The organism is Paenibacillus phoenicis (genome assembly GCF_034718895.1).
Classification (GTDB): domain Bacteria; phylum Bacillota; class Bacilli; order Paenibacillales; family Paenibacillaceae; genus Fontibacillus; species Fontibacillus phoenicis.
On record NZ_JAYERP010000001.1, the window covers coordinates 2,039,143 to 2,062,293 of the forward strand.

Consider the following 23,151-nt stretch of genomic DNA (forward strand, 5'->3'; position numbering starts at 1 on the left):
GTCAGCAACTTCCTGTTCCAGGAAGGCAAGTAACGAGCCGGAGGAAGTTTACGTCCGCATTTGGGAGCCGGTTCTCCTCCTTCTACCTCATCAGGGACAACTGGCGGACAAGAGCGGGCCGTGGTCGTTACTTGCTTCCGTTGACCTGGCTATCACTGTATCCGCCACAGTTGGCCAAGGCCAAGTCCAGTCCGAGCTCGCCCTTCTACAACAAATCCGCCGCCAGCTGAGCCAGCTTGGAGCGTTCGCCCTTCTCCAGGGTGATATGCCCGCTGATGCCCTGGTCGCGGAAGCGTTCGACCAAAATGGTTAATCCGTTGCTGGAAGCGTCCAGATACGGATGGTCGATCTGCTCCGGATCGCCAACCAGCACGATCTTGCTGCCTTCCCCGACGCGCGACACGATCGTCTTCACCTCATGGCGCGACAGGTTTTGCGCCTCGTCCACGATGATGAACTGCCCGGGGATCGAGCGGCCGCGAATGTACGTAAGGGCCTCCACCTGAATGCTGCCAAGCCCCATCAAGATTTTCTCGATGTCGCCGGATTTCTTCGTATCAAACAGGTACTCCAGGTTATCATAGATCGGCTGCATCCAAGGCCGCAGCTTTTCTTCTTTTTCCCCGGGCAGGTATCCGATATCCTTCCCCATCGGGACAACGGGCCGGGCAATCAGCAGCTTTTTGTATTTGTGCTCATCCTCGACCTTCAGCAGACCGGCGGCTAACGCAAGCAACGTCTTACCGGTGCCGGCTTTACCGGTGATCGTAACGAGCGGAATATCATCGTTAAGCAAGAGCTCCAATGCCATGCGCTGCTGGGCGTTTCGAGCGCTAATCCCCCAGACCGGCTCATTACTAAGATACAGCGGCTCCAAGCGGGTGGCATCTTCGTTCACTTTCAGCAAAGCGGATTTGCCAGTCCCCATCTCATCTTTTAATATCACAAACTCATGCGGGTAAAGGGAATAATTAGCCCCAAGCGGTTTAATTGGCAAAAAGCGATACGTATAAAATTCATCAATCACCGACGGATGAACCTTGATGGTTGAATAACCTCCATATAGGTCGCTGGGGCCTACGGTCCGGTCCGACAAATAATCTTCGGCATGGAGTCCCAGAACGTCGGCTTTGATTCGGACCAGCACATCCTTGCTGACCAGAATGACCGGCCGCGGCGTTTCCATCTCCGCCTGCTCCAGGTGATAGTTCAGGGCTACCGCGAGAATCCGGTTGTCGTTGGTGACTTCCCCGAACTTTTCCTGAACCTTGACGAAGCTGCGGTGATTTAACTCGACCTTAATTCGCCCGCCGCCCTCCAGCGGTACGCCATCATGCAAATGGCCCGTTGACCGCAAGCCATCCAGCAAGCGAGAGACGCCCCGCGCATTCCGGCCGATCTCGTCGGCATTGCGCTTTTTGCTGTCGATTTCCTCCAGCACGACAGCCGGAATGACCACATCATGTTCGTCAAAGGCAAATACGGCACCCGGATCATGCAATAATACATTCGTATCCAATACAAAGATCTTCTTCATCATTATCCCCTCCACCGCGGTCATTGCAGCCTTATGAGCATACATATTTTTTGGCGTCCCGGGAACTCTATAACCGATATTAGAACCGGTATCGAGAGATCAATTCCGAAAGGACGGATTGAACATGCGATTATGGCTGTGTTTGTTACTGACGGCTACCCTGCTTACAAGTTGCGGAACTCGTTCTGAAAAGGCATCACCCTCTCCAAATCATCAAACAGGGAATGCGCCCCAGGCACAAAGCGTGAATCCTTATGCCACCAACGCCAACGACAAAGAGGTCATGTCAGACCGTGACAGACAAGTTTATTTGGAAGAACTGGTGAAAAAAGTCCCTGGCGTGAAAGGCGCGCATTGTGTCATTATGGGCAAAACCGCCATCGTTGGTATCGATGTGGATAGCCGCCTCGAACGTGCAAGGGTAGGGAGCATTAAATATACGGTAGCTGAAGCGCTTCGAAAAGATCCGCACGGAGCCGGCGCCATCGTCACCGCGGATATCGACTTAAATCAACGACTTGCCGAGATCGGCAAGAAAATCCGCGAAGGTCGGCCGGTTTCCGGCTTCGCCACCGAGCTGGCTGACATTATCGGACGGATCGTCCCTCAGATTCCGAACGATACCCGGCCGCCGGAAGGCAATCCGAAGCAAATGCAAATCGCCCCTGACGGCGGAGCAACGCGGCAAAATCTGCGTTAAGTTTGTCCCAAGAAGGAAAAAAAGCCTAGCGATCAACTCGCTAGGCTTTCTTCATGGCTTCAAACACTTGACGATCCAGCATGTCCGCAGCACGCTGGTCATAAACTTTGGCATATTCCGGCGGTGACACCAGCTGCGCGCCATAAAACAGCGCGTTTCGCACCGCATCGATCTCGATGTCGAAGCAGCACATATTAAACGGCACCCCGTCCAATGGATCCTGTACAACGGTAGCTCGGCCATTGATGGCGTAAATCGTATCCTGGCCAAACACTGTGACCGTCGCCCGCGGATTGGCCTTCAAATTGCCGACCAGTCTGGAGCGATGATCCAGCGCCAGCCGCAGCTTCGAAGGATCCACGGCATACACCCAAGAAATGGCGCTGGACGTAGGGCCGCCGGATTCCTGATCCACCGTGTTCAACAGTACATACGTTTCGGACTGGAGAAGGGAATAAAGTGAATCAGATAATTGAGTTACGACTTCGGACATTAGACCAGCCCTCCTGTACAGTGTTACATCGGATTTCTGCTCAATACGCTTCAGCTATCCTTAAGTCAATTGTATTATAGCATGCGGCAAAACTTGCATTCAATCGTCAGTTCACCTGTCCGTCGTCCGTCTCCCCGCTATTTGCCTGCGCGGAACTTGCCTTCCCGGCGAGCTGATCCTTCAGCGCCTGCTTGGCCGCTTCCAGTTCATCCTGGTGCAAGTAGACGTACGGGCTCTTCCAATCCCCGGTCACTGGCACGAATGCCACATTCTCCTTAGAAATGTTCCAATACGCTTGAATGATATTTTTCATTTGCTGCGATTCCAGGTCGGTCTCCATATTCTTTCCGACGGATTCGATCACTTTGCCGGCCCCCATGACACCGTTCAGCGACTTCGCTTGGTCGATCAGGGCGTGCAGCACTTCATTCTGCCGGCGGTTACGGTCGAAATCATCCGAACCCTTCGTCTGCGGCTTGCAGTTCGATTTGCGGTAGCGCACGTAGCCTAACGCATCTTCCCCGTTCAGGTGCTGCTCGCCTTTCTTCAGGTTGATGTTCGTACCGTCCGCCGTATCGCGGTAACACATGTCGGCATCCACATTGACGTCAACGCCGCCCAGCGCATCCACCACATCGCGGAACCCTTGGAAATTCAGCACCGTCACATAATCGATATTGATACCAAAAAACTTGCCCATCATCGTTTTCATTTCCTGTGTGGCGGGAATCCCTGTTTTCTTCTCAGCCGCCAGGAAGTTCGGATAGTACGCGTTGAGCTTGTTCGTCTTATATCCGTCCAATTCCAGCTTGGTATCGCGCGGAAGAGAGACGACCGTTGCCGATTTGGTATCGGGATTCATCGCGATGACCATCATCACGTCACTCAGATGGGTGCCGGTCTGCGGACGGTAATCCGTCCCAAGCAACAGCATCGTAATCGGCTTCACCTTGGCGGATTTCTCAGGTGCTACTTTGTCTGGAGTCCCCGTTGCATCGATCACCTGATCCGCGGTATAGAATAAATACCCTGCATAAAGGCCAACCCCGATTACCCCGAGGATGAGGAGCGTCAGGACGGTTTTGAAGAACCGTTTCAGGCCGCCGGATTTTCTTTTTCGAGTGGAGCCCGCTTTTGCACCTTTTGTCGATCCTCTTTGGCTTTGCCCCCGTGGAGGTAAGCCGCTGCGGTTAGAACTCATGAACTTAAACACCTTATTTCTGTAAAAATGTTGTCGCATTCATTAAGACGTACCGAGCTTCGGAAAAGTTACCGGTTAGAAAGCGGAGGCAAATTATGCCGATTTATCGCTTGACGGCGAACCCGTCTTGTTCTCCTTGTTCCGTCGACCCTCGACAAAATAACGAATCCGCACCATCAGCATCAAAACGACAGCCACCAGCAAACATTGAATGATCGGCAGCTTGTCAATTTGGAAGATGAGCAGCAGGAAGGAGCCCAGCGCCATAAGGAGGTACAGAATAATCTCTTTAAACAGCGGCAGCTTCTGCTGTGCACGGAACACTTTATTGTAAACATAAATGATCAGCACGAAGATCAGCACGTAGGAAATGATCGGATGGCTGGCAAACCAAGCCTGCATAACGAACCCCTCCTTCAAATGGCAACCTTATTCCTAATTATAGGTTGGCTTCCGCCATTTTGCGATGTTTTTCTGCCCGTTCCCGTTCGCTCTTGTTCAAAATCTTCTTACGCAAGCGAACCGATTTTGGCGTAATTTCACAATATTCGTCGTCATTCAAATATTCCAGCGCTTGTTCCAACGAGAAGAGCCGCGGGGTCTTCATCTTCACCGTTTCGTCCTTCGTGGCGGAGCGCACGTTTGTCAGTTGTTTTTCCTTACAAATATTCACCACAATATCGTTATCGCGGGTATGCTCCCCGACGATCATGCCTTCATAAACTTCCGTTCCCGGTTCCACGAACAGAATCCCGCGATCCTCAATGGACAAGATCCCGTAGAGGGTGGAAACGCCGTTTTCACTGGAAACAAGCACGCCTTCATGACGTCCGCCAACCTGTCCGCCAACGAATGGACCATAGCTGTCGAACGCGTGATTCATAACGCCGTAACCGCGAGTCAACGTAAGGAAATGCGTCCGATACCCGATCAGGCCGCGGGCTGGAATCAAGAACTCCAAGCGAACCTGGCCGTTACCGTTGTTAACCATATTCACCATTTCCGCTTTGCGGGAACCCAAGCTTTCCATGACTGCGCCCATGCTTTCTTCCGGCACGTCGATCAGCAGGCGTTCGATCGGTTCCATTTTCACGCCGTCGATTTCCCGTACGATGACCTCAGGCTTAGATACCTGCAGCTCGTACCCTTCACGGCGCATGTTCTCGATCAGAATGCCCAGGTGAAGCTCACCACGGCCAGATACGATAAATGCGTCCGGGCTGTCCGTCTCATCCACGCGCAAGGAAACGTCAGTTTCCAGCTCTTTAAACAGGCGCTCGCGCAGTTTACGGGAAGTCACCCATTTGCCTTCGCGTCCTGCAAACGGGCTGTTATTAACGAGGAACGTCATTTGCAGCGTTGGTTCATCGATCTTCAAGACCGGCAAGGCTTCCGGGTGATTTGGATCGGCGATCGTTTCCCCGATATTGATGTCCTTGATCCCGGCAACAGCGACGATGTCCCCGGCTCCGGCTTCTTCGATTTCCACGCGGCGCAGGCCCTGGAAGCCAAACAGCTTCTCGATACGAGCGGTCTTCTTGCCGCCGTCGCGCGTCATCACCGCCACAGATTGACCTTGGCGAATCACGCCGCGGTTCACACGGCCGATGGCGATCCGGCCCAAGTATTCGTTATAGTCCATCAACGTCACGAGGAATTGCAGCGGCTCGTCAACGTTCTCCGTAGGCGCCGGAATATGGTCGATGATCGTTTCGTAAAGCGCCAGCATATTGTCATCCTGCTTCTCTGGATCCAAGCTGGATGTACCGTTTAACGCGGAGGCGTAAACGACCGGGAAGTCCAGCTGATCCTCACTGGCTTCCAACTCGATAAACAGATCCAGCACCTCATCGATCACTTCGGCCGGACGTGCAGCCGGGCGGTCGATTTTGTTCACCACGACGATTGGCGTCAGGTGATGCTCCAGCGCTTTACGAAGCACGAATTTCGTCTGCGGCATGCAACCTTCGTAAGCATCAACTACGAGCAGCACGCCGTCGACCATTTTCATAATCCGTTCCACTTCCCCGCCGAAGTCGGCGTGTCCCGGAGTATCTACGATATTAATCAAATAGTCCTTGTACGTAATGGCAGTATTTTTCGCCAAAATGGTAATCCCGCGTTCCCGCTCCAAATCGTTGGAGTCCATGGCCCGCTCTTGCACCGCTTCGTTCTCCCGGAAAATCCCGGATTGCTGCAGCAGCTTGTCGACGAGCGTCGTTTTCCCGTGGTCAACGTGGGCAATAATCGCAATATTGCGAATTTGTTTTCTATCATGCATAGGTTTGTCTCCAGATCCTTTCGTCTCTATAGATTATTGAGATGGTTTTATAAAATACAATTTGCACTTCGAACAGGAATTAGTTTACAAGACCAAGTGCAGCCTCATCCACCACAAAACAAAGCGTCGACTTAAATGCCGACGCTTGACATATCCCTTATATTATACGTGAAATCTTGAAATTTTCAAGAATTATCCCTGTGACTCACCAAGATCTCCGGCGGTTGCCCCGGCCAGCGATCAACCAAATCCCGGCAACGATCAGAACAATAGCTAAGAAATAAACGATCGTCGAAGCAAACAACGTCCAGCCAAGCAAGAGGAGTGATATCGCTCCCAATATCATGGCGGCGATGAATATTCCGTTCTGGCGCTGAGGCGCGAAATAACCATATTCAAACAAACCGACGGCAACGCCTAGGAAGAAGATCGGCCAGGTGTATTTCAATGTTTGCCATCCGCCGATGACCCCGGTAAAAAATACGAGGCTGTATACGACCAGAATGGCTCCGGGAAGCAGCAGTTCCGCAGGGCCTTTCCGCCAGAAATGCCATACGTGAAGCAAGATCCCAGGGATCAGCAGCAGCAGCGGCCAAAGCGCTCTTCCAAGAAAGCTGAAAAACCCTAATTTACCGAGCAGGATAATCACTCCGGCAGCGAGGATCAAGACGCCTGTCATGAGTTTGTTGTTGTCGGACATATCCATCACACACCTTCCAGAAGACAATGAGGGACAAGACGTTGCAAATTACGACATCCCCTTCACTTCCAGTTTATATGAATTCTGCCCAAAAAACCACTCGGCCTAAGGCGGGGGCCTGATGTTTTTTTCGGATGGTGTGGATGGAACTGCTGAGTGCGGTTAACCGCGCCCGGCGTTACATTTTCGCAGCCAGCCGAACATAATAACGACCGCGGCGGTTCCCGCCGGTACGACTCGTGCCAATGCGGGAGCGGCCGCCGCAAGCGCCGGTCCAAGCTGCGGATCCTGCAGCAGCATTTCTCCGGCAGTGTATCCGAGGATGCCTGCACCGGCATAAACGAGGAGCGGCAGACGCTGCAGCCAATCGGCGATCAGGTTGCTGCCCCAGACCACGATCGGAATGCTGATGGCGATCCCGATCACAAGAATCGACACATCGCCCTCTGCCAGCGCGGCGATCGCCAGTACATTATCCAAGCTCATAATAAAATCGGCGGCAAGAATCGTCTGCACCGCCTTCCACAATGAGCTTGCGCCCGCCACGCGGGAGTGTTCCTCCTGCGGCAGCAGCAGCTTTACGGCAATAGCAGCCAGCAGTACGCCGCCTGCCGCATGAATAAACGGGATTTTCAACAGTAACACGGCTACCCAGGTCAAGACGCAGCGCAGCAGTATGGCTCCCAGCGCTCCCCACCATACCGCCCGCTTACGTTGTTTAAGCGGCAAATTCTTGCTCGCCATAGCTATAACAACGGCGTTATCGCCGCTGAGTACGAGATTGATGATTAATATTTCCGATAACAGCAGCAAATGTTCCAAGCTTATCCCTCCCCCCTACAACTTGTATGAGGGATGTAGCCAAGCTATGCCACTTTAAAAAACAACTCTGGACAAATGAATCCTTTTAGAGATTTAATACGTATATACGTCTATAGAGGAAGTGACATAACGTGGACTTATTTAGCGCTGCTTTTTTCTCGCCCTGATCAATATCATTTTTATCGATCTCATTTTGGCGGGTGATAATGCAATCGTCATCGGGATGGCGGCAAGAAAACTGCCCCACTCGGTCCAGAAGAAAGCCATTTTATACGGTACCATCGGTGCCGTGGTACTAAGGATCGCCGCAACGCTGATCGTCGTATGGCTGTTGCAAATCCCCTGGCTGCTGGCGGTAGGCGGATTGATGCTGGTCTTTATCGCCTACAAGGTGCTGGCGGATGAAGGCGGCCATGACAACATCGAAGCGAAGGATAAGCTATGGCCGGCGATCCGTACGATTATCATTGCCGACGCCGCCATGGGACTCGACAATGTCATCGCCGTAGCGGGGGCGTCCAAGCAGCACATGGTGCTGGTGGTGATCGGCCTGCTGATCAGCGTCCCGATCGTTGTTTGGGGTAGTACCTTGTTTATTAAACTGTTGGACAAGTTCCCTTGGATCGCATATCTTGGCGCTGCAGTACTTGCCTACACAGCCGCCAATATGATTACGGAGGAACGCCATTTCGCGCATTTCTTCGAGGAGAACCCGTCTCTTCGTTATCTGCTGATCGCCATTGTGATCGCCGGCGTGCTGTTGGCGGGTTACATGAAGAAGCGCCAGCAGCGCAAAGAAACCGAAGGAGCTCAGACCCATCCGGCAACCCGGTAGAAAAAAGCAAAACCCGCATGCGGCCATTTGAATTTGGCCCGGGCGGGTTTTCTCTTTAGGGTTAGAACCAACTTTCCTGAACGACGTTGTCCGCGTTATCCCGTCGCTTGATGCTGCGCCCGGGGCGGATAAAGATCGTTTCCGTATCCTCTACGGCTTTGTCAATCATCTCATCCAAATTCTCCAACGAACGCTCAACGTTCTCCAGGACCCTCAGATTCGGGTTGGTTGCTGGAGATTTCGGAACAAATAACGTGCAACAATCTTCATAAGGCAAAATCGACAAGTCGTACGTGCCAATCTGCTGCGCCATCGCAATGATATCCACCTTGTCGGTCATCACCAAAGGCCGCAGGATCGGGAGATTGGTTACGCGTCCGATCGCATTCATGCTGGACAACGTTTGGCTGGCTACCTGGCCCAAGCTGTCTCCGGTGACTAGAGCCAAGGCGCCATTCCGTTCCGCCAGCTTCGTGGCAATGCGCAGCATCGCTCTTCGCATCATCGTGATGATCAAGTTATCCTGACCAGTCTGTGCCAGCTTGGTTTGAATTTCGGTAAACGGCACAAGGTGCAGCTTGATGAAGCCGGAATATTGAGCTAACACGTTGGCTAAATCAATGACCTTTTGCTCCGCTTTTTTACTGGTAAATGGATAGCTGTGGAAATGAACGCATTCGATTTCCAATCCGCGCCGCAGCGCCGACCAACCGGCAACAGGGCTGTCGATCCCTCCGGACAACAGCAGCATGGCTTTGCCGTTTGAACCGAGCGGGAACCCTCCCGCTCCCGGTATCACTTCGCAGAACAGATACGTGCCCTGCTCCCGAATCTCTACGCGCAGCTCCAGTTCAGGATGATGGACATCCACCCGAAGCTCGGGGCAGGCGTTCAGGATCGGGTTGCTGACCAGCTTGTTCATTTCCTGCGACGAGTGGGGGAACGGCTTCCATATCCGGCGGGCGGTAACTTTAAACTTCGTTCCCGGGGCTGGCCCCAGCTCCTTAATGAAATCGACCGCGGTCTGAAGGATATCCTCCAGACGGGACGGTACAACCTTGATGGGAGACATCGAAGTGACGCCAAACACGTTCTTCAGCGCCGCGATCATCGGTTCAAGCGGCTCTCCGTTTATGGCAATAAAGATTCTTCCGTATTCTTTGATGACTTCCGCCCGGGGGAAGTCATGCATCAGCGCTTTGACATGGTTGTGGATCACTTTCTCGAAGCGCGAGCGGTTTCGCCCCTTGAGGGTAATTTCTCCAAAACGGAGCAGCAGCATATCATATTCCATTTTAACATTTCTCTCCTATCGTAAAACCTGCAGCCGCTTAACACATTGCTTTAACGCGGCGAGCAAGGCGTCAATGTCTCGTTCTTCATGTTCTTCGCCCAGACTGATCCGAATGCCGGACGAGGCCACTTCCTTGGATTTGCCCATGGCCAGCAGGATGCGGCTCGGTTCACTTCGCTTGGAAGAACAAGCCGAGCGGGTGGATACGAAAAATCCTTCTTCCTCCAGCATGTGCAGCAACGCTTCGGCTTTCATCCCCGGATAAGAAAAATGCACGATGTGCGGCGCTCCTTGCGCCGGGGAATTGATCGTCAGCTCTGGCAGCTCTGCAAGCCCATGCATTAGACGCTCACGTAAGCCATACAGCTTGGCTGCCCGAGTCTCGCGGCCTTCCTTCGCCAGACGCAACGCCTTGGCGAAAGCCACGATATAAGGGATGTTCTCCGTACCTGAACGGTAGCCCCCCTCCTGTCCGCCGCCTGCCAGCAGCGGCGCAAGCCGGAGCCCCTCACGGACGTACAGCAGACCAACTCCTTTGGGTCCTCTTAGTTTGTGCGCAGACAGGCTGTATAAATCAATTCCGCTGTCAGCCAAGGACAAGGGCAGCTTTCCAAAGCCCTGAACGCCGTCCACATGGAACAGCACCCGAGGCGCAACCGCTTTAAGCATCCGGCCGATTTCCCCCACCGGCTGTACGGTCCCGGTTTCATTGTTGACATGCATGACCGACACCAGTACGGTGTCTGGACGCAACGCTTCCCGCACCTGTTCGACAGTCACGCCTCCATCCTCGTCAACCGGAAGAATGGTCGTCTCCCAGCCCCAAGTGGCCAACTGCTTGACACTCTCGAACACGGAGGGATGCTCCGTTGCCGTCGTGATCAAATGCTTGCCCCGCTCAGTAAACTGAAGGGCGACCCCTTTAATGGCCATATTGTTGCTTTCTGTCGCCCCGCCGGTAAACACGATTTCCCGCGACTGAACTCCCAGAGCAGCGGCGCTTACCTCTCTCGCTTTGTCCAGCAGCTTCGCACTCTCTTCGCCCAGCCGGTGTAACGAAGACGGGTTCCCATAGTGCCGTGCCATAACTTCTGCAACAGTCTTGGTGACGTCCTCGTAGGGCGGGGTCGTCGCCGCATGGTCGAAATAGATCATTATTTTCACCTTCATCTCAAAAAAGATCAAATGAAAAACGCGTATACCCGAAATCACCGCGATCGGAGCGTTTTCCCTTTGATCTTTCGAATCATGTACTACTCAATTTTTATAACCAATTAAGCCTCGTATTTCGCTTGCGCTCGCATAATCTTGGCAATATAGCCCTGCGTCTCCTGCGGCAGCAAATGGAACTTCTCCATCAGTTGCTCATCGTTGCTGATTCCCAGCCGCTGCAGTCTGCCCGGTCCGGCATTGTAGGCCGCAAGAGCCGTTTTGATATCCCCGCCGTAACGGTGGATTTGATAAGACAAATATTTGGTGCCTCCGTCGATATTCTGCGCCGGATCAAACGGATCGCTGACCCCCAGCCCTTTCGCCGTAGCGTCCATCAACTGCATCAGACCTTTGGCACCGGCGGACGATACCGCCTGCGGATTAAAGGACGACTCCGTGGCAATCACCGCTTTGATCAGGCTTTCCGGCACTCCATATCGCGCACTAGCCTGGGCAATCAAAGACTGCAAATCGGCTATACCCTCCGACTCCTGCCCCGGGACATCCCCTACCGTCTCTGCCGCAGCGGCCGTCAAGTAATTGGGAAGCATCTCTGCGAAGACTCCGTCCAACGATTCCCCAGAGTCAATACCAGCAGAATACAGATACCCTTGAAGCGACGCTAACAAAGATTGAGTATCGGCATTGGATTCGGTCTCAGGTGACGATTTCTCGCCCTGTTCCGCCAACATCAACTCCTGAAGCAATATATCAAACAACGAGCCGTCCGTATCACCGGTTACCCGCTCAGATGACGATTGTTGCAAGTTTAATGGGTTTAAAGACTGAAGCTGAATCAGCTGTTCCACCGTTCGCGGATCGATTTGCATGCGTTATAAGCTCCTTATCGAGGAATAACTAGTTCAATGCCTATATTTTACACGCAATCCGCGACTCATACCACCCTTTTTCGATAAAAGCTGCAGAAAAGAAAAGGCCAACGCCCTAAAGATGACGTTAGCCGATTGATATGACGGTCATGATTCCATCGCCACCAGCAGCCCCATCGGACGACTGTTAGCGGGTAAACGGCATCAGTACAAAGTAGCTTAACGTGGATACGAGCCCTAGGCCGATCGCCCAAGCTCCGGATGTTTTGTTGCCTTGGCTGTAGGCATAGAAGCCCATAACCGCAGCCAGCGGACCTAGAATAATCGACCATAAGAACAACGAGGCGATCCCTAAACCAACGCCGACGTAACCTACGGTACGTCCCGCCGTATTGGCGTTATCCGCAAGTTCGTTCCGGGAGGCATCGTGAGGTTCTTCGGATCTTTCACTGCGGACCACGTTACCGCTGAACGTCCCGGCCGGCGTGACCTCGGCCGCATACTCCTCACGGTGCTCACGATTTACTTTACGCGGATAGTCGGTGCGGCTCTTTTCGGCCGATTTTTTGTGGGGTTTGTCTGCTTTGGTATCCGTCATCTGAAGCACCTCCTTGAAATGTGTTTTCCTTACGACGATTTGGACTTAGGTTTAAACGTATGGCAGCAAGTGGAAGCGGACGATGAAGCGGTATCTCGGTGTTCCGTATCAAACGTTTCGCCGGCGAACTCTGCCGAATAACGGCTCTTCGCATGCTGATCGACATCGATCATAATGACGTCGGCATTGCACACGTTTTTCTCTCCCCAATAGGTGCAGTTGGATACGCTACATTTAACTATGGGTTTTTCCCCATTTGGCATATTGATCACCTCGCGTATCATTTTCTCCCCGGCCTGATTCCCTTATGCGCCGCACAATTAGCAAATCGTTCCCAAAAATAAAAAGATGCCGTGATCGCGGCATCTTGTCGTTTCATTTCATCCATCATTTATTTGGCGGAACGGTTTAATCGTAATTGGGTTAAATAATCGCTTTCATAATAATTTAGATCGTCCCGCAATTCCTCAAAAATCCCCGTGATATCCAGCACGATGTCGCGCGCCGCGCGAACCGGCTTCTTACGGAATCGAATGGCATCCTGCCCGGTATAAGCGTATCTGCCATCTTCGGAATAGCTTTCATTTTTAGGATAGAAGAAGTTATTAACGCAGTCATGGTACACATGGTATAGCACTTTCTCAGCAGCTTCGTCGTCAAAGGTTCCGCGACGGAGGGCAACGCCCAGCTTCTCGTAGCAAACCTCACTGAACACAAGCAGGTGACGCAGATCTGACAAAAATCCTTGGTAAAACAATACTCTGTCTTCGTCTTGGCCTTCCATAAGCTGCGGCAGAGAATGTTGGTTCAAGAACGTTTCAAGCTTCTCCACCGCTTGTTTTAATTTCTCTCGAGTGGTTTCACACAGCTGCCTGATGTTATTGGCTTGTGGCATGCGAACAATTCTCCTTCACCTGTAATGATCGGTATAGTCATTATCGAAATTATCGTAACACAATTTTACAGAATACGGTATCCCTCAAGAATAAAATCAGAGACATCACCTCACGCTATGGCTATGGACATTGGACACATGTTAAAGTCCAGCGGTATGATGTCAAGCTGTTGATTTAATCGAATTGGAAATTTCCCGTGCCTGTTGAGCGCGGAGTCACGAAAAAAGGGCGCATCAAACCAAACCCAGCCAAAAACCATGTCAGATACCAGATTTTTACTGGGAATTCGTGAAGGACTAAGGCAAAGGAGGCGTTAATCCTTGGCGCTATTCACCTTCCTTCGAGGCGTGTAGAGTTGGCCGCTGCGTAGCAGCACATCGACCAGACGCACGAGTTTTCTTGCCGTTAAGACGAGGGCGCGTTTGTGTTGATTCTTGGGCACTTCGTGATACTTCTTCCGGTAATATTCACCGAATTCTTCATCGCGCATCCTAACCGAGTTGGCAGCTTCAACGAGGTAGTAGCGCAGGAATCGGTTGCCGGATTTGATGCGGGCGGTGTCCTCCGCCTCGAAGACGCCGGACTGGTGCCTGCGCCACGTCAGACCCGCGTACTTGGCGACGGCGGCTTGATCCTTGAACCGTTCAATATCGCCGAGTTCGCCGAGCAGACCGGCTGCATAGACTTTGCCGATGCCGGGCACTGACAGCAAGCACTGAGCGCCTTGAATGCCGTCGAGGACCCGCTCGATCGCTTTGTCGAGATCCTTGAGCTGCTTCTGGATGCTGCGGATGGATTCGATGGAGGTGCCGAGCACCAGGTCAATCGAATCCTCCACGACCTTGGACAGCCGATAGGAGGCGCGGGCAGCTTGCTGAATGCAGCGGGCGACCCGCTCGGGATCGGGGAAACGATTGCGTCCCTTGTCCCGCAGATAGTCGGCCAGATCGGCCACGTCCATCTCGGCGATGTCATCGAGGCTGAACTTCTCGGAGAGCATCTCCATGAGCGCATGGCCAAACACGGAGCTGTCGACCTCGGTTGTAAACGCATTGCACTTGTAGAACAGGTTCTGCAAGAAGTACTGCTTCTCGCGAGCCAAGTTATGGACCAAGTGGAAACGCATGCGCGTGAGGCGTTGAAGGGCGACATACTGCTCCTGCATGACGATGGTGGTCGTCAGGCGGCCGAAGCGCAGGCGATCCGCAATGACCCAGGCGTCGAGCCGGTCGGTCTTGTCCATATCCGCATAGGCTTCTCTGAACTTGCTGATGAGCTTGGGGTTCAAGGTGAACACCTTGGCCTTGCGCTCTCGAAGCGCTGGATCCTGATGCAGGTACATGGCAGGGTGCCAGCTGTAGACGGAAGTGGCTTCCAAGCCGATGTGAATCTCGGTGACGGCCAACTTGTCCGCTGCAGCGACGATTTGGTCACGCAAGTGCGAGGCGCCATTCAAATTGTTTTTGACGGTGAGTGTCTCAAGCTTGTCACCGTCAGCGTTCATGAAACACGCTTCGAGCTCTTGCGAGCTCACGTCAATACCGACAAAAAGCTTCAAGTGAAATTCCTCCTTTCGCTAGGGATTCAGGGAATGGACGCTCCGGGATGCCTCCGGCGCACGCGCAGATCTATCACCCTCGCGTATGAGGACACACTTCGGGCCATGAGCTGCCCCGGATCTGCTAAAACCGGGCATGGGATGCCGAAGGGAACAGCCAGCGGGTAAGAAGCTCAGACGCGTACCGGAGAAACAGACTTAAGGAGTAGACGATGCTACTGGAGGCAGAAGGATTTCCCCGAATGGACCCTACGTTCCATTGTCCAGAGGCATACCGGAAAGTCCAGTCCCTGATAGAATTTTCAAAGAACAAGCTGAAAATTTGGAGGCTGTTTTCCATCCCCCGGGGGGATGGAAATGAACCTAAAAGAGCTTTTTAAAGATACTATACGAGGAGGTTAACTGATGAACTGGCGCAGATGGACCGCTTTGGGGTTAACGGGTGCTGCGGCGGTAGCTGCGGTTTCGCTTCTTCTCCCATCCGCGGACAATGACAAGACAACTCCACGGAAATCCGTAACTCAGCTAACCGTGCCAAAGCCGGCGGAGGAGCAGAAATTAAAGCAAAGCATGCTGAAACGGGATATGACCGCAACCGAACGGTTATCTCGGATGGACGCTCGGGGGCATCTTCGTTCGCTTGCGGCAAGCTCTCCCGGCAGCATAGGTGACAAGCTGCAAGATGCCGCGCAGAAATTGCAGAAGGATCATAAGCATTTTCAGGCGATCCTCTGGTACGATGCCACAAAAGGGCAAACCCGGCAGTTTCGGCGGGAGGATTTTAAACCGGATCCGGCTGTAAGTAAGCAGCTCAACACCTATTTGGGTTACGCGAAAAAAGCGTTAAGCAAATCAAGCAGTTATGAATCGCCTTCCTTCCCAGAGAAGCAGCCGAAATATTTCATTGCTGCAGAGCCGGTGAAGGGCAAAAAGCAAGGGATTATCGCAGTAATGGATATCGGAATCTTAGGGCGGGTGCAGGATCACCAGCATAAAAACCTGCGTTTGATTCCTTATCCGAAGGAAGGCAAATTCAAGGTAGAATCGGTGCATGCGGACACGCTGAAAGACATTACGGTGAAGACGGGGCATGACAACGAAAAAGCAAGCCATTACTACGAGAACGAAATCGTTGTAATGTTCCACAGCAAGCCAACAGACGAGCAAATAAAGCAGATTTTGGCCGACATCTCCGGCAAACCGCCGCGGAAGCTGAACAGCACCTACATCTTCCGTTCGGACACGATGAGCATGAATCAGCTGAAGCAATATTTTCAAAATAAATGGCAGCCAAAGTATATCGAGCCGCATTATCTCTATCTGACCAATGAAAACGGCGACAGCATTTGGGACGATCCGGAAAGCTACTATTACAAAGACGATAAGGTAGCTGGCACCGAAGGCACCGAAGATAATCCCGAGATTCCAAACGATTTGCTGTTCTCCGAATACCAATGGAATCTGCCGATTATCGAGACGAACCGCGGCTGGAAATTGTCGAAGGGCAGCAACGACGTGATCGTAGGGGTCGTGGATACCGGCGTGGATCTGACGCACCCTGATCTGCAGGGCCGATTGCTGAAGGGCTACAACGTGATCGAACCGGACAAGGAGCCTACCGATGATGTTGGGCATGGCACGCATGTGGCGGGCATCATTTCCGCCAATGTGAACAATGGCGAAGGGATCGCCGGCATGATGTGGGGCGGCAAAATATTGCCGGTGAAGGCGCTAGACAAATCCGGTTCAGGCACAACGTATTCGGTGGCCCAGGGCATCATTTGGGCGACGGACCACGGCGCTAAAGTGATTAATATGAGCCTTGGCAACTACGCCGATGCCCAGTTTTTGCATGAAGCGATCAAGTACGCATATGAGCGGGATGTGGTGCTGATTGCGGCTACAGGGAACGATAATACCGAACGTCCAGGGTACCCTGCCGCTTATCCTGAAGTGTTGTCCGTGTCGGCAACCGACTATAACATGCAGAAAGCTTCCTTCTCCAATTACGGCGATTACATCGACGTGATGGCCCCAGGTGAAAGCATCGCCAGCACCTATCCGGATAATCAGTATGCCGCGTTATCCGGGACATCGATGGCGAGCCCGCACGTCGCAGCTCTCGCTGCTCTGATCCGATCGGTGAATCCAGACCTGAAGAACACCGAGGTCATGGACATTATCCGGAAGAACGTCATCGATCTTGGTGAAAAAGGTCGGGACAAATATTACGGGTACGGGCAGATCGACGTCTATGCCGCGTTGCAGGCTGCTGGTGGCAGTGCAGCTCCGCTGCAGTTCTGGCCGCAGTCAGTCCAACGTAAAATGGAGCGTGCGGTGGATCGCGTCAAATAACTTCCTAAACCAAAAGCCTCCGCATCGCTGGAAGTTCATCCAAGCGATGCGGAGGCTTTGACATTGATATAAGTCATGTTCCCTTTAGTGATGAAAGTTTGCCATAAGCCGGGTTCTGTACTCGTTGCGGTATAACGGGAACCACCCTCCCGCCTTGAGTGACAATCATCTATCTAGGCCGCACATTACTGAGCGGCTCCAGCAACCAACCCGGACGCGCCTCGGGCAAAGGCCGCTTCACAAAGAAGCTGCGTCCCATTAGGTCTTGCTCCAGGTGGGGTTTACCAGGAACGAAGTCGCCAGCGTTCCTCGGGGTCTCTTACACCTCGGTTCCATCCTTGCCTGTGACCCCTCCACGAAGTGGAGAAGTCCATCGGCGGTCCATTTCTGTGGCACTATCCTTCAGCTCGCGCTGACTGGACGTTATCCAGCACCCTGCCCTGTGGAGCCCGGACTTTCCTCCCGCGGCTTTGCAGCCGCCGGCGATTGTCTGTCAAACTTTCGTAAGGCAACACTAGTTAGTATACAGACATTGCCGTCCGCTGACAAGAGCGCTTTTCCGGTAAGGCTGACGTTTCCTGCCAGCTTTGGAGACGGATATTCGTAGGTCCCAGACGCCATTTTACATAAATCGAAACGGCTCGGTGTTGACCTGGGAAGCATGTACCCGGGTTGCATATTTGTCTTCGCTTAATTTTTCAGTCAGCCAAGCAGCAACGCGAGGCTTCATGATCTTCTCCGCATTATGCCCCGGGTCGACGATCGCAACCCCAGCCATCCAGGCATCCTGTGCGGTATGGTAATCTACGTCCCCGGTGACGAGCACGTCCGCCCCGCGGAATTGGGCATTTTTCCAATACCGTCCGCCTGAACCGCCCAAGACTGCAGCTTTGCGAATCGGCCGGTCCAAATCCCCGACAACTCGAACCATCGGCACGTCCAGTCGCTCTTTGACGCGCTGCACGAAGTCCCGGAGCGTAACAGGCTCCGTTAGCTTCCCAACCCGTCCAAGTCCAAAAGTGCGCCCCTTCAAATCCATAGGATACAGATCATAGGCTACCTCTTCATACGGATGCTGCTTCAGCATCGCTTGAATGACCTTGTTGCGCAGGCTATGCGGCACAACGGTTTCGATGCGTACCTCCTCGACCCGCTCCAGCTTGCCTTGGCTGCCGATATACGGGGCGGTCCCTTCTCCCGGCTTAAACGTGCCGAAGCCTTCGAGGTTGAAGCTGCAGTGGCTGTAGTTACCGATGTGGCCTGCCCCTGCGTTCAACATCGCCTGAAGCACCGGCTCGTGGTGATCCTTGGGCACAAATACGACCAGTTTATACAGGTTGTCCGTATGCACATCTTCAAGCGAGCCGGCGCTTTCGATGCCCAGTGCTTCCGCCATCCAGTCGTTCATCCCGCCGTCCGTGACGTCGAGGTTCGTATGCGCGATATATACCGCGATATCGTTTTTGATCAGCTTCTCGTACACCTTGCCCATCGGCGTGTCGCTCTGCAAATGAGCCAGCGGACGATAAATGATGGCATGATGGGCGACAATCAGATCCGCCTCTAAGGCAATTGCCTCGTCTACAACCTCCTCATTCACGTCCAATGCTACGAGCACGCCCCGAATTTCCTTCTGCAGGCTGCCTAGTTGGAGGCCAATTTTGTCCCCCTCCATCGCCACATGCTTAGGAGCCAACTGCTCCATGTATTGCACTACTGTTTGTCCTTTGGCAAACATGCCAGCACCTCCTTTAACTGCTCCGATAACCGGGTAAGCTCCGCTTCCTTCTGACGGGATGCCTCCAGCGTTGAGGAAGCCACCGACCGGCGGATCCCCTCCAGCTTACGAAGCTCTGATTCCCATTTCCTGAAAAAGACTTCATTGGGGGCCGCGGTTAATCGAGGCCCCATCATGAGCAGGAGCTCGCGAGTCAAGCTGACCCGGCCTCCCGCCAGCTGGCGTTCACGGTACAGCTCAGCGTTCCGGACCTCGGCATCCGGCTGGGCTTCGGCCATAAGCACTTCGTAAATTTTGCCGTCCTCCTCCAAGATCGCCTCTTCGGCCAAATACCAATCGTGCTCGAGCAACCAGCGGCGGACAAATTCTCCGCCAACGTTCGGCTGCAGCACGAGCCGCTTGACACCGGCCAGCTTCGCTTGGCCGGCATCGAGAATGGAGGAGATCAGCGCCCCGCCCATCCCGGCGATGGTGATCACGTCAACTTCGCCGGGTGCAATCACGGCGAGTCCGTCCCCTTTGCGGACAGAGATCCGCGCCGTCTCCCCGGCTTCAGCCACCTGACGGCGTGCCGCTTCCAGCGGGCCGTCGTTCACTTCGCCGGCGACGGCGAAGACCGCTTGTCCGCTGCGCACGGCAGCCACGGGCAGCAGCGCGTGGTCTGAACCGATATCGGCAAACCGGCATCCGGCCGGAAGCCAGTCGGCAATAAGCTGCAATCTAGCTGACAATTTCATGTCGTTATCCACACCACCCATTTTTTCCTTAATTCACAACAATAGCAGATATGCCACATAGCGATCGATAATAAAGTGCCAGGGCATCACATACCGCGGAAAGCAGCTCCACAGCGATTTGCAATGCCCAGGGAAAAACGGTAAAATAAAAACCAATAAAGAAAAAGAAGGAAATTATTCCAAAAGAAAGGGACGACGCTTAACGGACATCAGAGCCGTTATCGACCTGCTTCCGGGTCTACGTCCATAAAGCGCCGCTGTAACAAAAATGACCTTGCTGCTTGGCTGCAGAAGGTCAAGATTGCAGGCGATGACGCCTATTCGAGGAAGTCCTTCAACCGCTTGCTGCGGCTAGGATGGCGCAGCTTACGGAGCGCTTTCGCTTCGATTTGCCGGATACGCTCCCGCGTTACGCCGAAGACTTTCCCCACTTCCTCAAGGGTTCTTGTACGTCCGTCGTCCAGTCCAAACCGTAAACGGAGCACGTTCTCTTCGCGTTCAGTGAGCGTGTCCAGTACATCCTCCAGCTGTTCTTTCAGCAGCTCGTAAGCCGCTGCGTCGGCTGGCGCCAAGGCTTCCTGGTCTTCGATAAAGTCGCCAAGATGGGAGTCGTCCTCTTCCCCGATCGGCGTTTCCAGCGAAACCGGCTCTTGGGCGATCTTCATGATCTCCCGGACCTTCTCCACGCTAAGATCCATCTCCGCAGCGATTTCTTCCGGAGCAGGTTCGCGTCCCAGCTCTTGCAGCAGCTGCCGGGATACCCGAATCAGCTTGTTGATCGTTTCGACCATATGAACCGGAATCCGAATCGTTCGGGCCTGGTCGGCAATCGCACGGGTAATGGCCTGACGGATCCACCAGGTGGCATAGGTACTGAATTTGAAGCCTTTCTTGTGGTCGAATTTCTCCACGGCTTTAATCAAGCCCATATTTCCTTCTTGGATCAAGTCCAAGAACAGCATGCCGCGACCAACATAACGTTTGGCGATGCTGACAACCAACCGCAGGTTGGCTTCAGCCAAGCGCCGCTTTGCCTCTTCGTCCCCGTTTTCGATCCGTTTGGCCAGCTCCATTTCGTCGTCCGCCGACAGCAGCGGTACACGTCCGATTTCCTTCAGATACATCCGAACTGGATCGTTAATCTTGATTCCCGGAGGAAGCGAGAGGTCGTCGTCATAATTAAAATCATCGTCATGCGAGTCGTCTCCATCGCCGCGGCTCCGATGATCATCGTCGCCGTCACCGGTAATGTCGATGCCGAGATCGGCCAATTGTTCAAAAAACTCGTCCATTTGCTCGGGATCCTGATCGAATGGCGAAAGCTTCTCCATAATTTCTTTATAAGTTAAGGATGATCTTTTCTTCCCTTGTTCGATCAATTGATCCCTTACCTGATCCAAGGTGAGTTCCGTTTCTAGTTCAGTATGTTGTTCATTCGTCATTTCTGGCTCCCTCCTCCCTAGAAACATCATCGAAAGTCCGTTCGTCTTACTGTCTCTCTAGGGCAATAATCTCACTTGCAATTTGCGCCGCACGCAAATAGTCACCGGCCCGTTCGGCCGAAACCATTTCCTCTTTCTTACGTTTGATCTGCTCCAGCAGCGGCACCTTCTGAATTTCACGGATACAATCGTCCAGCTCCTGTGTTGTCCATTCGGCCGGTGTATCCATCATCGCGATCGAGATGACCGTCTGCTCTAGCCGCTCATCTTGAAGTGAGGAAATGAAACGGCTGGCATCCGGGGGTTTCCCTTGCGCGTAATAGGCGTATAGATAAGCGGCAATCGCCACATGATCTTCGATGTTAAAGTTCGTCCCAAGGCGTTCGCCTACATAGCGGGACACCTCTTCGTCCTGCAGCATGAATGAAAGCAGTCTCCGTTCCGCCACATGAAAAGCGGGCAGCAACGTCGGCATGGATGCCTGCCCTTTTTTATGCCTACCATTATTCCACCTTTCGGGCTTATTATCCCCGGCATTTGCCTTTTTTTGCATAGCCGTTCTCAGCTCGTTACACTCTTGCTTCAAGCTGTCGAAGGACACCTGCAATTCGGCGGAGAGCTCCTTCAAATAAATTTCGCGTTCGCTTGGGGAGGAGAGCGCCGCAATAATCGGCATCGCCTCTTTGATATAAGCGATCTTTCCGTCTTCTTCTAGCAGTATATGGTTTTTTCTCAGATATATAAGCCTAAATTTAACGGAAGATACCGCACCATCCAAAACTTGATGGCGGAACCGTTCGGCTCCGTACTTTTGGATAAATTCATCAGGGTCCAGCCCTTCGCTGAGCATTGCGATTTTTACCTGGGAGAATCCTGCGCCTTCGAGGATCGGGATGCTCTTTAAGGCTGCAGCCTGACCGGCGGAGTCTCCGTCATAGCAGACCAATACCTCATCGGCAAGGCTCCGCATGATCGCCGCATGGTGTTCCGTCAAAGCGGTCCCCATGGTGGCGACACCGTTGTGAACTCCGGCTTCCCATGCGCTGATGACATCGCCGTAACCCTCAAACAGGACGATTTGGCCCGTCTTGCGGATCTCGTTCTTGGCTTGATGCAAATTGTAAAGAACACGGCTCTTCGTAAACAGCTTACTTTCCGGCGAATTTAAGTATTTCGGTTGCCCGTCGCCGAGCACTCTGCCCGCAAACGCAATCACTTTGCCGTTTCGGTTGTGCAATGGGAAGATGACCCGGTCGCGGAAGCGATCCACGTAACCGGAACCGTCCTGCTTCGATGACAGCAATCCACCCTTCTCCATCGTTTCTAGATTAAATGATCTCTTGTCCAAAAACTGGACGAGCGTATCCCATCTGGCGGGTGCGTAACCAATCTGGAACGTATCGATGGCCTTGTCGGTAAAGCCGCGGGATTTCAAATATTCCATCGCCGGCTTTCCGTATTCGGTGTTCTTGAGCAAATAATGATAAAGCTTGGAGGACCACTCATGGGCCTGCAGCAGCTCTTCCAACTCCCGGTTACGCGGGGTATCGGCGTAACCTCTGCCCTTATCCTCGTAAGGGATATGCGCCTCGTCCGCCATGATTCTGACAGCTTCGGGAAAGGTTAATCCTTCGATTTCCATCCTGAATTTGATGGCATTTCCGCCTTTGCCGCAGCCATAGCAATGGAAAATTTGGCGTTCGGGTGTGACTGTAAACGACGGGGTCTTCTCCGAATGGAACGGGCATAACCCCTTCAAATACTTCCCCTGCTTCGTTAGATGAACGTGCTTGCTGACCGTATCGACGATATCGTGCTGACGCAGAACCGCCTCGATGACTTCCTCCGGAATGCCACGCCCGGTACTCATCCAAATCACCTTCATCTTTCACGCGTGAGTATCGCTCAAAATGTCAAAAGCA

At 53.1% G+C, this 23,151-nt stretch carries 21 protein-coding genes and 1 other RNA gene; 3 read left to right on the forward strand and 19 right to left on the reverse strand.

Features of this window, described 5'->3' with window-relative positions; genetic code table 11:
* Nucleotides 1-205 precede the first annotated feature (205 nt).
* Entirely contained in the window at nucleotides 206-1,537 is a 1,332-nt protein-coding gene (locus U9M73_RS09670; protein WP_036645603.1) for a PhoH family protein, read from the reverse strand.
* Nucleotides 1,538-1,661: 124 nt separating this feature from the next.
* Between U9M73_RS09670 and U9M73_RS09675 the strand changes: the two genes are divergently transcribed.
* Nucleotides 1,662-2,237, forward strand: a complete 576-nt coding sequence (locus U9M73_RS09675; RefSeq protein WP_036645601.1) for a YhcN/YlaJ family sporulation lipoprotein — start codon at nucleotides 1,662-1,664, stop codon at nucleotides 2,235-2,237.
* Between the two features lie 40 nt (nucleotides 2,238-2,277).
* Here U9M73_RS09675 and U9M73_RS09680 read toward each other — a convergent pair whose 3' ends face one another.
* The 6 genes from U9M73_RS09680 to U9M73_RS09705 all read right to left on the reverse strand — a co-directional run bounded on the left by U9M73_RS09680 (nucleotide 2,278) and on the right by U9M73_RS09705 (nucleotide 7,734).
* Nucleotides 2,278-2,730 carry a pyridoxamine 5'-phosphate oxidase family protein gene (locus U9M73_RS09680; RefSeq protein WP_009225576.1) on the reverse strand — a complete coding sequence of 151 codons (453 nt, stop codon included), beginning with the start codon at nucleotides 2,728-2,730 and terminating at the stop codon, nucleotides 2,278-2,280.
* Between the two features lie 106 nt (nucleotides 2,731-2,836).
* Nucleotides 2,837-3,931 (reverse strand): LCP family protein, encoded by a 1,095-nt coding sequence (locus tag U9M73_RS09685; protein ID WP_036645599.1) that lies wholly within the window; start codon nucleotides 3,929-3,931, stop codon nucleotides 2,837-2,839.
* 93 nt (nucleotides 3,932-4,024) lie between these two features.
* Nucleotides 4,025-4,333, reverse strand: coding sequence for a YlaH-like family protein (locus U9M73_RS09690; RefSeq protein ID WP_009225574.1), 309 nt, complete (start codon nucleotides 4,331-4,333; stop codon nucleotides 4,025-4,027).
* A 37-nt stretch (nucleotides 4,334-4,370) separates the two neighbouring features.
* Nucleotides 4,371-6,212 (reverse strand): translational GTPase TypA, encoded by a 1,842-nt coding sequence (typA, locus tag U9M73_RS09695; RefSeq protein ID WP_009225573.1) that lies wholly within the window; start codon nucleotides 6,210-6,212, stop codon nucleotides 4,371-4,373.
* Between the two features lie 205 nt (nucleotides 6,213-6,417).
* Entirely contained in the window at nucleotides 6,418-6,918 is a 501-nt protein-coding gene (locus U9M73_RS09700; protein ID WP_009225572.1) for a hypothetical protein, read from the reverse strand.
* Nucleotides 6,919-7,074: 156 nt separating this feature from the next.
* Nucleotides 7,075-7,734: a TerC family protein gene (locus U9M73_RS09705; protein ID WP_323076995.1), complete on the reverse strand. Its 660-nt coding sequence runs from the start codon at nucleotides 7,732-7,734 to the stop codon at nucleotides 7,075-7,077.
* Nucleotides 7,735-7,957: 223 nt separating this feature from the next.
* Here U9M73_RS09705 and U9M73_RS09710 point away from each other — a divergent pair, with 223 nt between their 5' ends.
* Entirely contained in the window at nucleotides 7,958-8,569 is a 612-nt protein-coding gene (locus U9M73_RS09710; protein WP_407673909.1) for a TerC family protein, read from the forward strand.
* 61 nt (nucleotides 8,570-8,630) lie between these two features.
* Here U9M73_RS09710 and thiI read toward each other — a convergent pair whose 3' ends face one another.
* The 7 genes from thiI to U9M73_RS09745 all read right to left on the reverse strand — a co-directional run bounded on the left by thiI (nucleotide 8,631) and on the right by U9M73_RS09745 (nucleotide 14,957).
* Nucleotides 8,631-9,863, reverse strand: coding sequence for a tRNA uracil 4-sulfurtransferase ThiI (gene thiI, locus U9M73_RS09715; RefSeq protein ID WP_009225569.1), 1,233 nt, complete (start codon nucleotides 9,861-9,863; stop codon nucleotides 8,631-8,633).
* Between the two features lie 15 nt (nucleotides 9,864-9,878).
* Nucleotides 9,879-11,018: a cysteine desulfurase family protein gene (locus U9M73_RS09720; RefSeq protein ID WP_036645596.1), complete on the reverse strand. Its 1,140-nt coding sequence runs from the start codon at nucleotides 11,016-11,018 to the stop codon at nucleotides 9,879-9,881.
* A gap of 119 nt (nucleotides 11,019-11,137) precedes the next feature.
* On the reverse strand, nucleotides 11,138-11,905 hold the full coding sequence (locus U9M73_RS09725) for a lytic transglycosylase domain-containing protein (RefSeq protein ID WP_009225567.1): 768 nt from the start codon (nucleotides 11,903-11,905) through the stop codon (nucleotides 11,138-11,140).
* A 187-nt stretch (nucleotides 11,906-12,092) separates the two neighbouring features.
* Entirely contained in the window at nucleotides 12,093-12,503 is a 411-nt protein-coding gene (locus tag U9M73_RS09730; protein WP_009225566.1) for a hypothetical protein, read from the reverse strand.
* A 29-nt stretch (nucleotides 12,504-12,532) separates the two neighbouring features.
* Complete coding sequence (locus tag U9M73_RS22195; protein ID WP_397376595.1) at nucleotides 12,533-12,787, reverse strand: DUF1540 domain-containing protein; 255 nt, start codon at nucleotides 12,785-12,787, stop codon at nucleotides 12,533-12,535.
* Between the two features lie 107 nt (nucleotides 12,788-12,894).
* Complete coding sequence (locus tag U9M73_RS09740; protein ID WP_009225564.1) at nucleotides 12,895-13,398, reverse strand: YpuI family protein; 504 nt, start codon at nucleotides 13,396-13,398, stop codon at nucleotides 12,895-12,897.
* 314 nt (nucleotides 13,399-13,712) lie between these two features.
* Complete coding sequence (locus U9M73_RS09745; protein WP_016310842.1) at nucleotides 13,713-14,957, reverse strand: IS110 family RNA-guided transposase; 1,245 nt, start codon at nucleotides 14,955-14,957, stop codon at nucleotides 13,713-13,715.
* A 405-nt stretch (nucleotides 14,958-15,362) separates the two neighbouring features.
* Here U9M73_RS09745 and U9M73_RS09750 point away from each other — a divergent pair, with 405 nt between their 5' ends.
* Nucleotides 15,363-17,312, forward strand: a complete 1,950-nt coding sequence (locus U9M73_RS09750) for a S8 family peptidase (RefSeq protein WP_323076998.1) — start codon at nucleotides 15,363-15,365, stop codon at nucleotides 17,310-17,312.
* Between the two features lie 89 nt (nucleotides 17,313-17,401).
* Here U9M73_RS09750 and rnpB read toward each other — a convergent pair.
* The 5 genes from rnpB to dnaG form a co-directional block, all read right to left on the reverse strand.
* Nucleotides 17,402-17,814, reverse strand: an RNA gene (gene rnpB, locus U9M73_RS09755) — RNase P RNA component class A.
* A 120-nt stretch (nucleotides 17,815-17,934) separates the two neighbouring features.
* Entirely contained in the window at nucleotides 17,935-19,050 is a 1,116-nt protein-coding gene (locus tag U9M73_RS09760; protein WP_323077000.1) for a Nif3-like dinuclear metal center hexameric protein, read from the reverse strand.
* Complete coding sequence (locus U9M73_RS09765) at nucleotides 19,026-19,787, reverse strand: tRNA (adenine(22)-N(1))-methyltransferase (RefSeq protein ID WP_036645658.1); 762 nt, start codon at nucleotides 19,785-19,787, stop codon at nucleotides 19,026-19,028. The genes U9M73_RS09760 and U9M73_RS09765 overlap by 25 nt, the downstream gene beginning before the upstream one ends.
* Nucleotides 19,788-20,104: 317 nt before the next feature.
* Nucleotides 20,105-21,229, reverse strand: a complete 1,125-nt coding sequence (gene rpoD / locus U9M73_RS09770) for an RNA polymerase sigma factor RpoD (RefSeq protein WP_009225560.1) — start codon at nucleotides 21,227-21,229, stop codon at nucleotides 20,105-20,107.
* 46 nt (nucleotides 21,230-21,275) lie between these two features.
* A complete protein-coding gene (dnaG, locus tag U9M73_RS09775) occupies nucleotides 21,276-23,099 on the reverse strand; it encodes a DNA primase (protein ID WP_260070460.1) in 1,824 nt (607 codons plus the stop codon).
* Nucleotides 23,100-23,151: the final 52 nt, after the last annotated feature.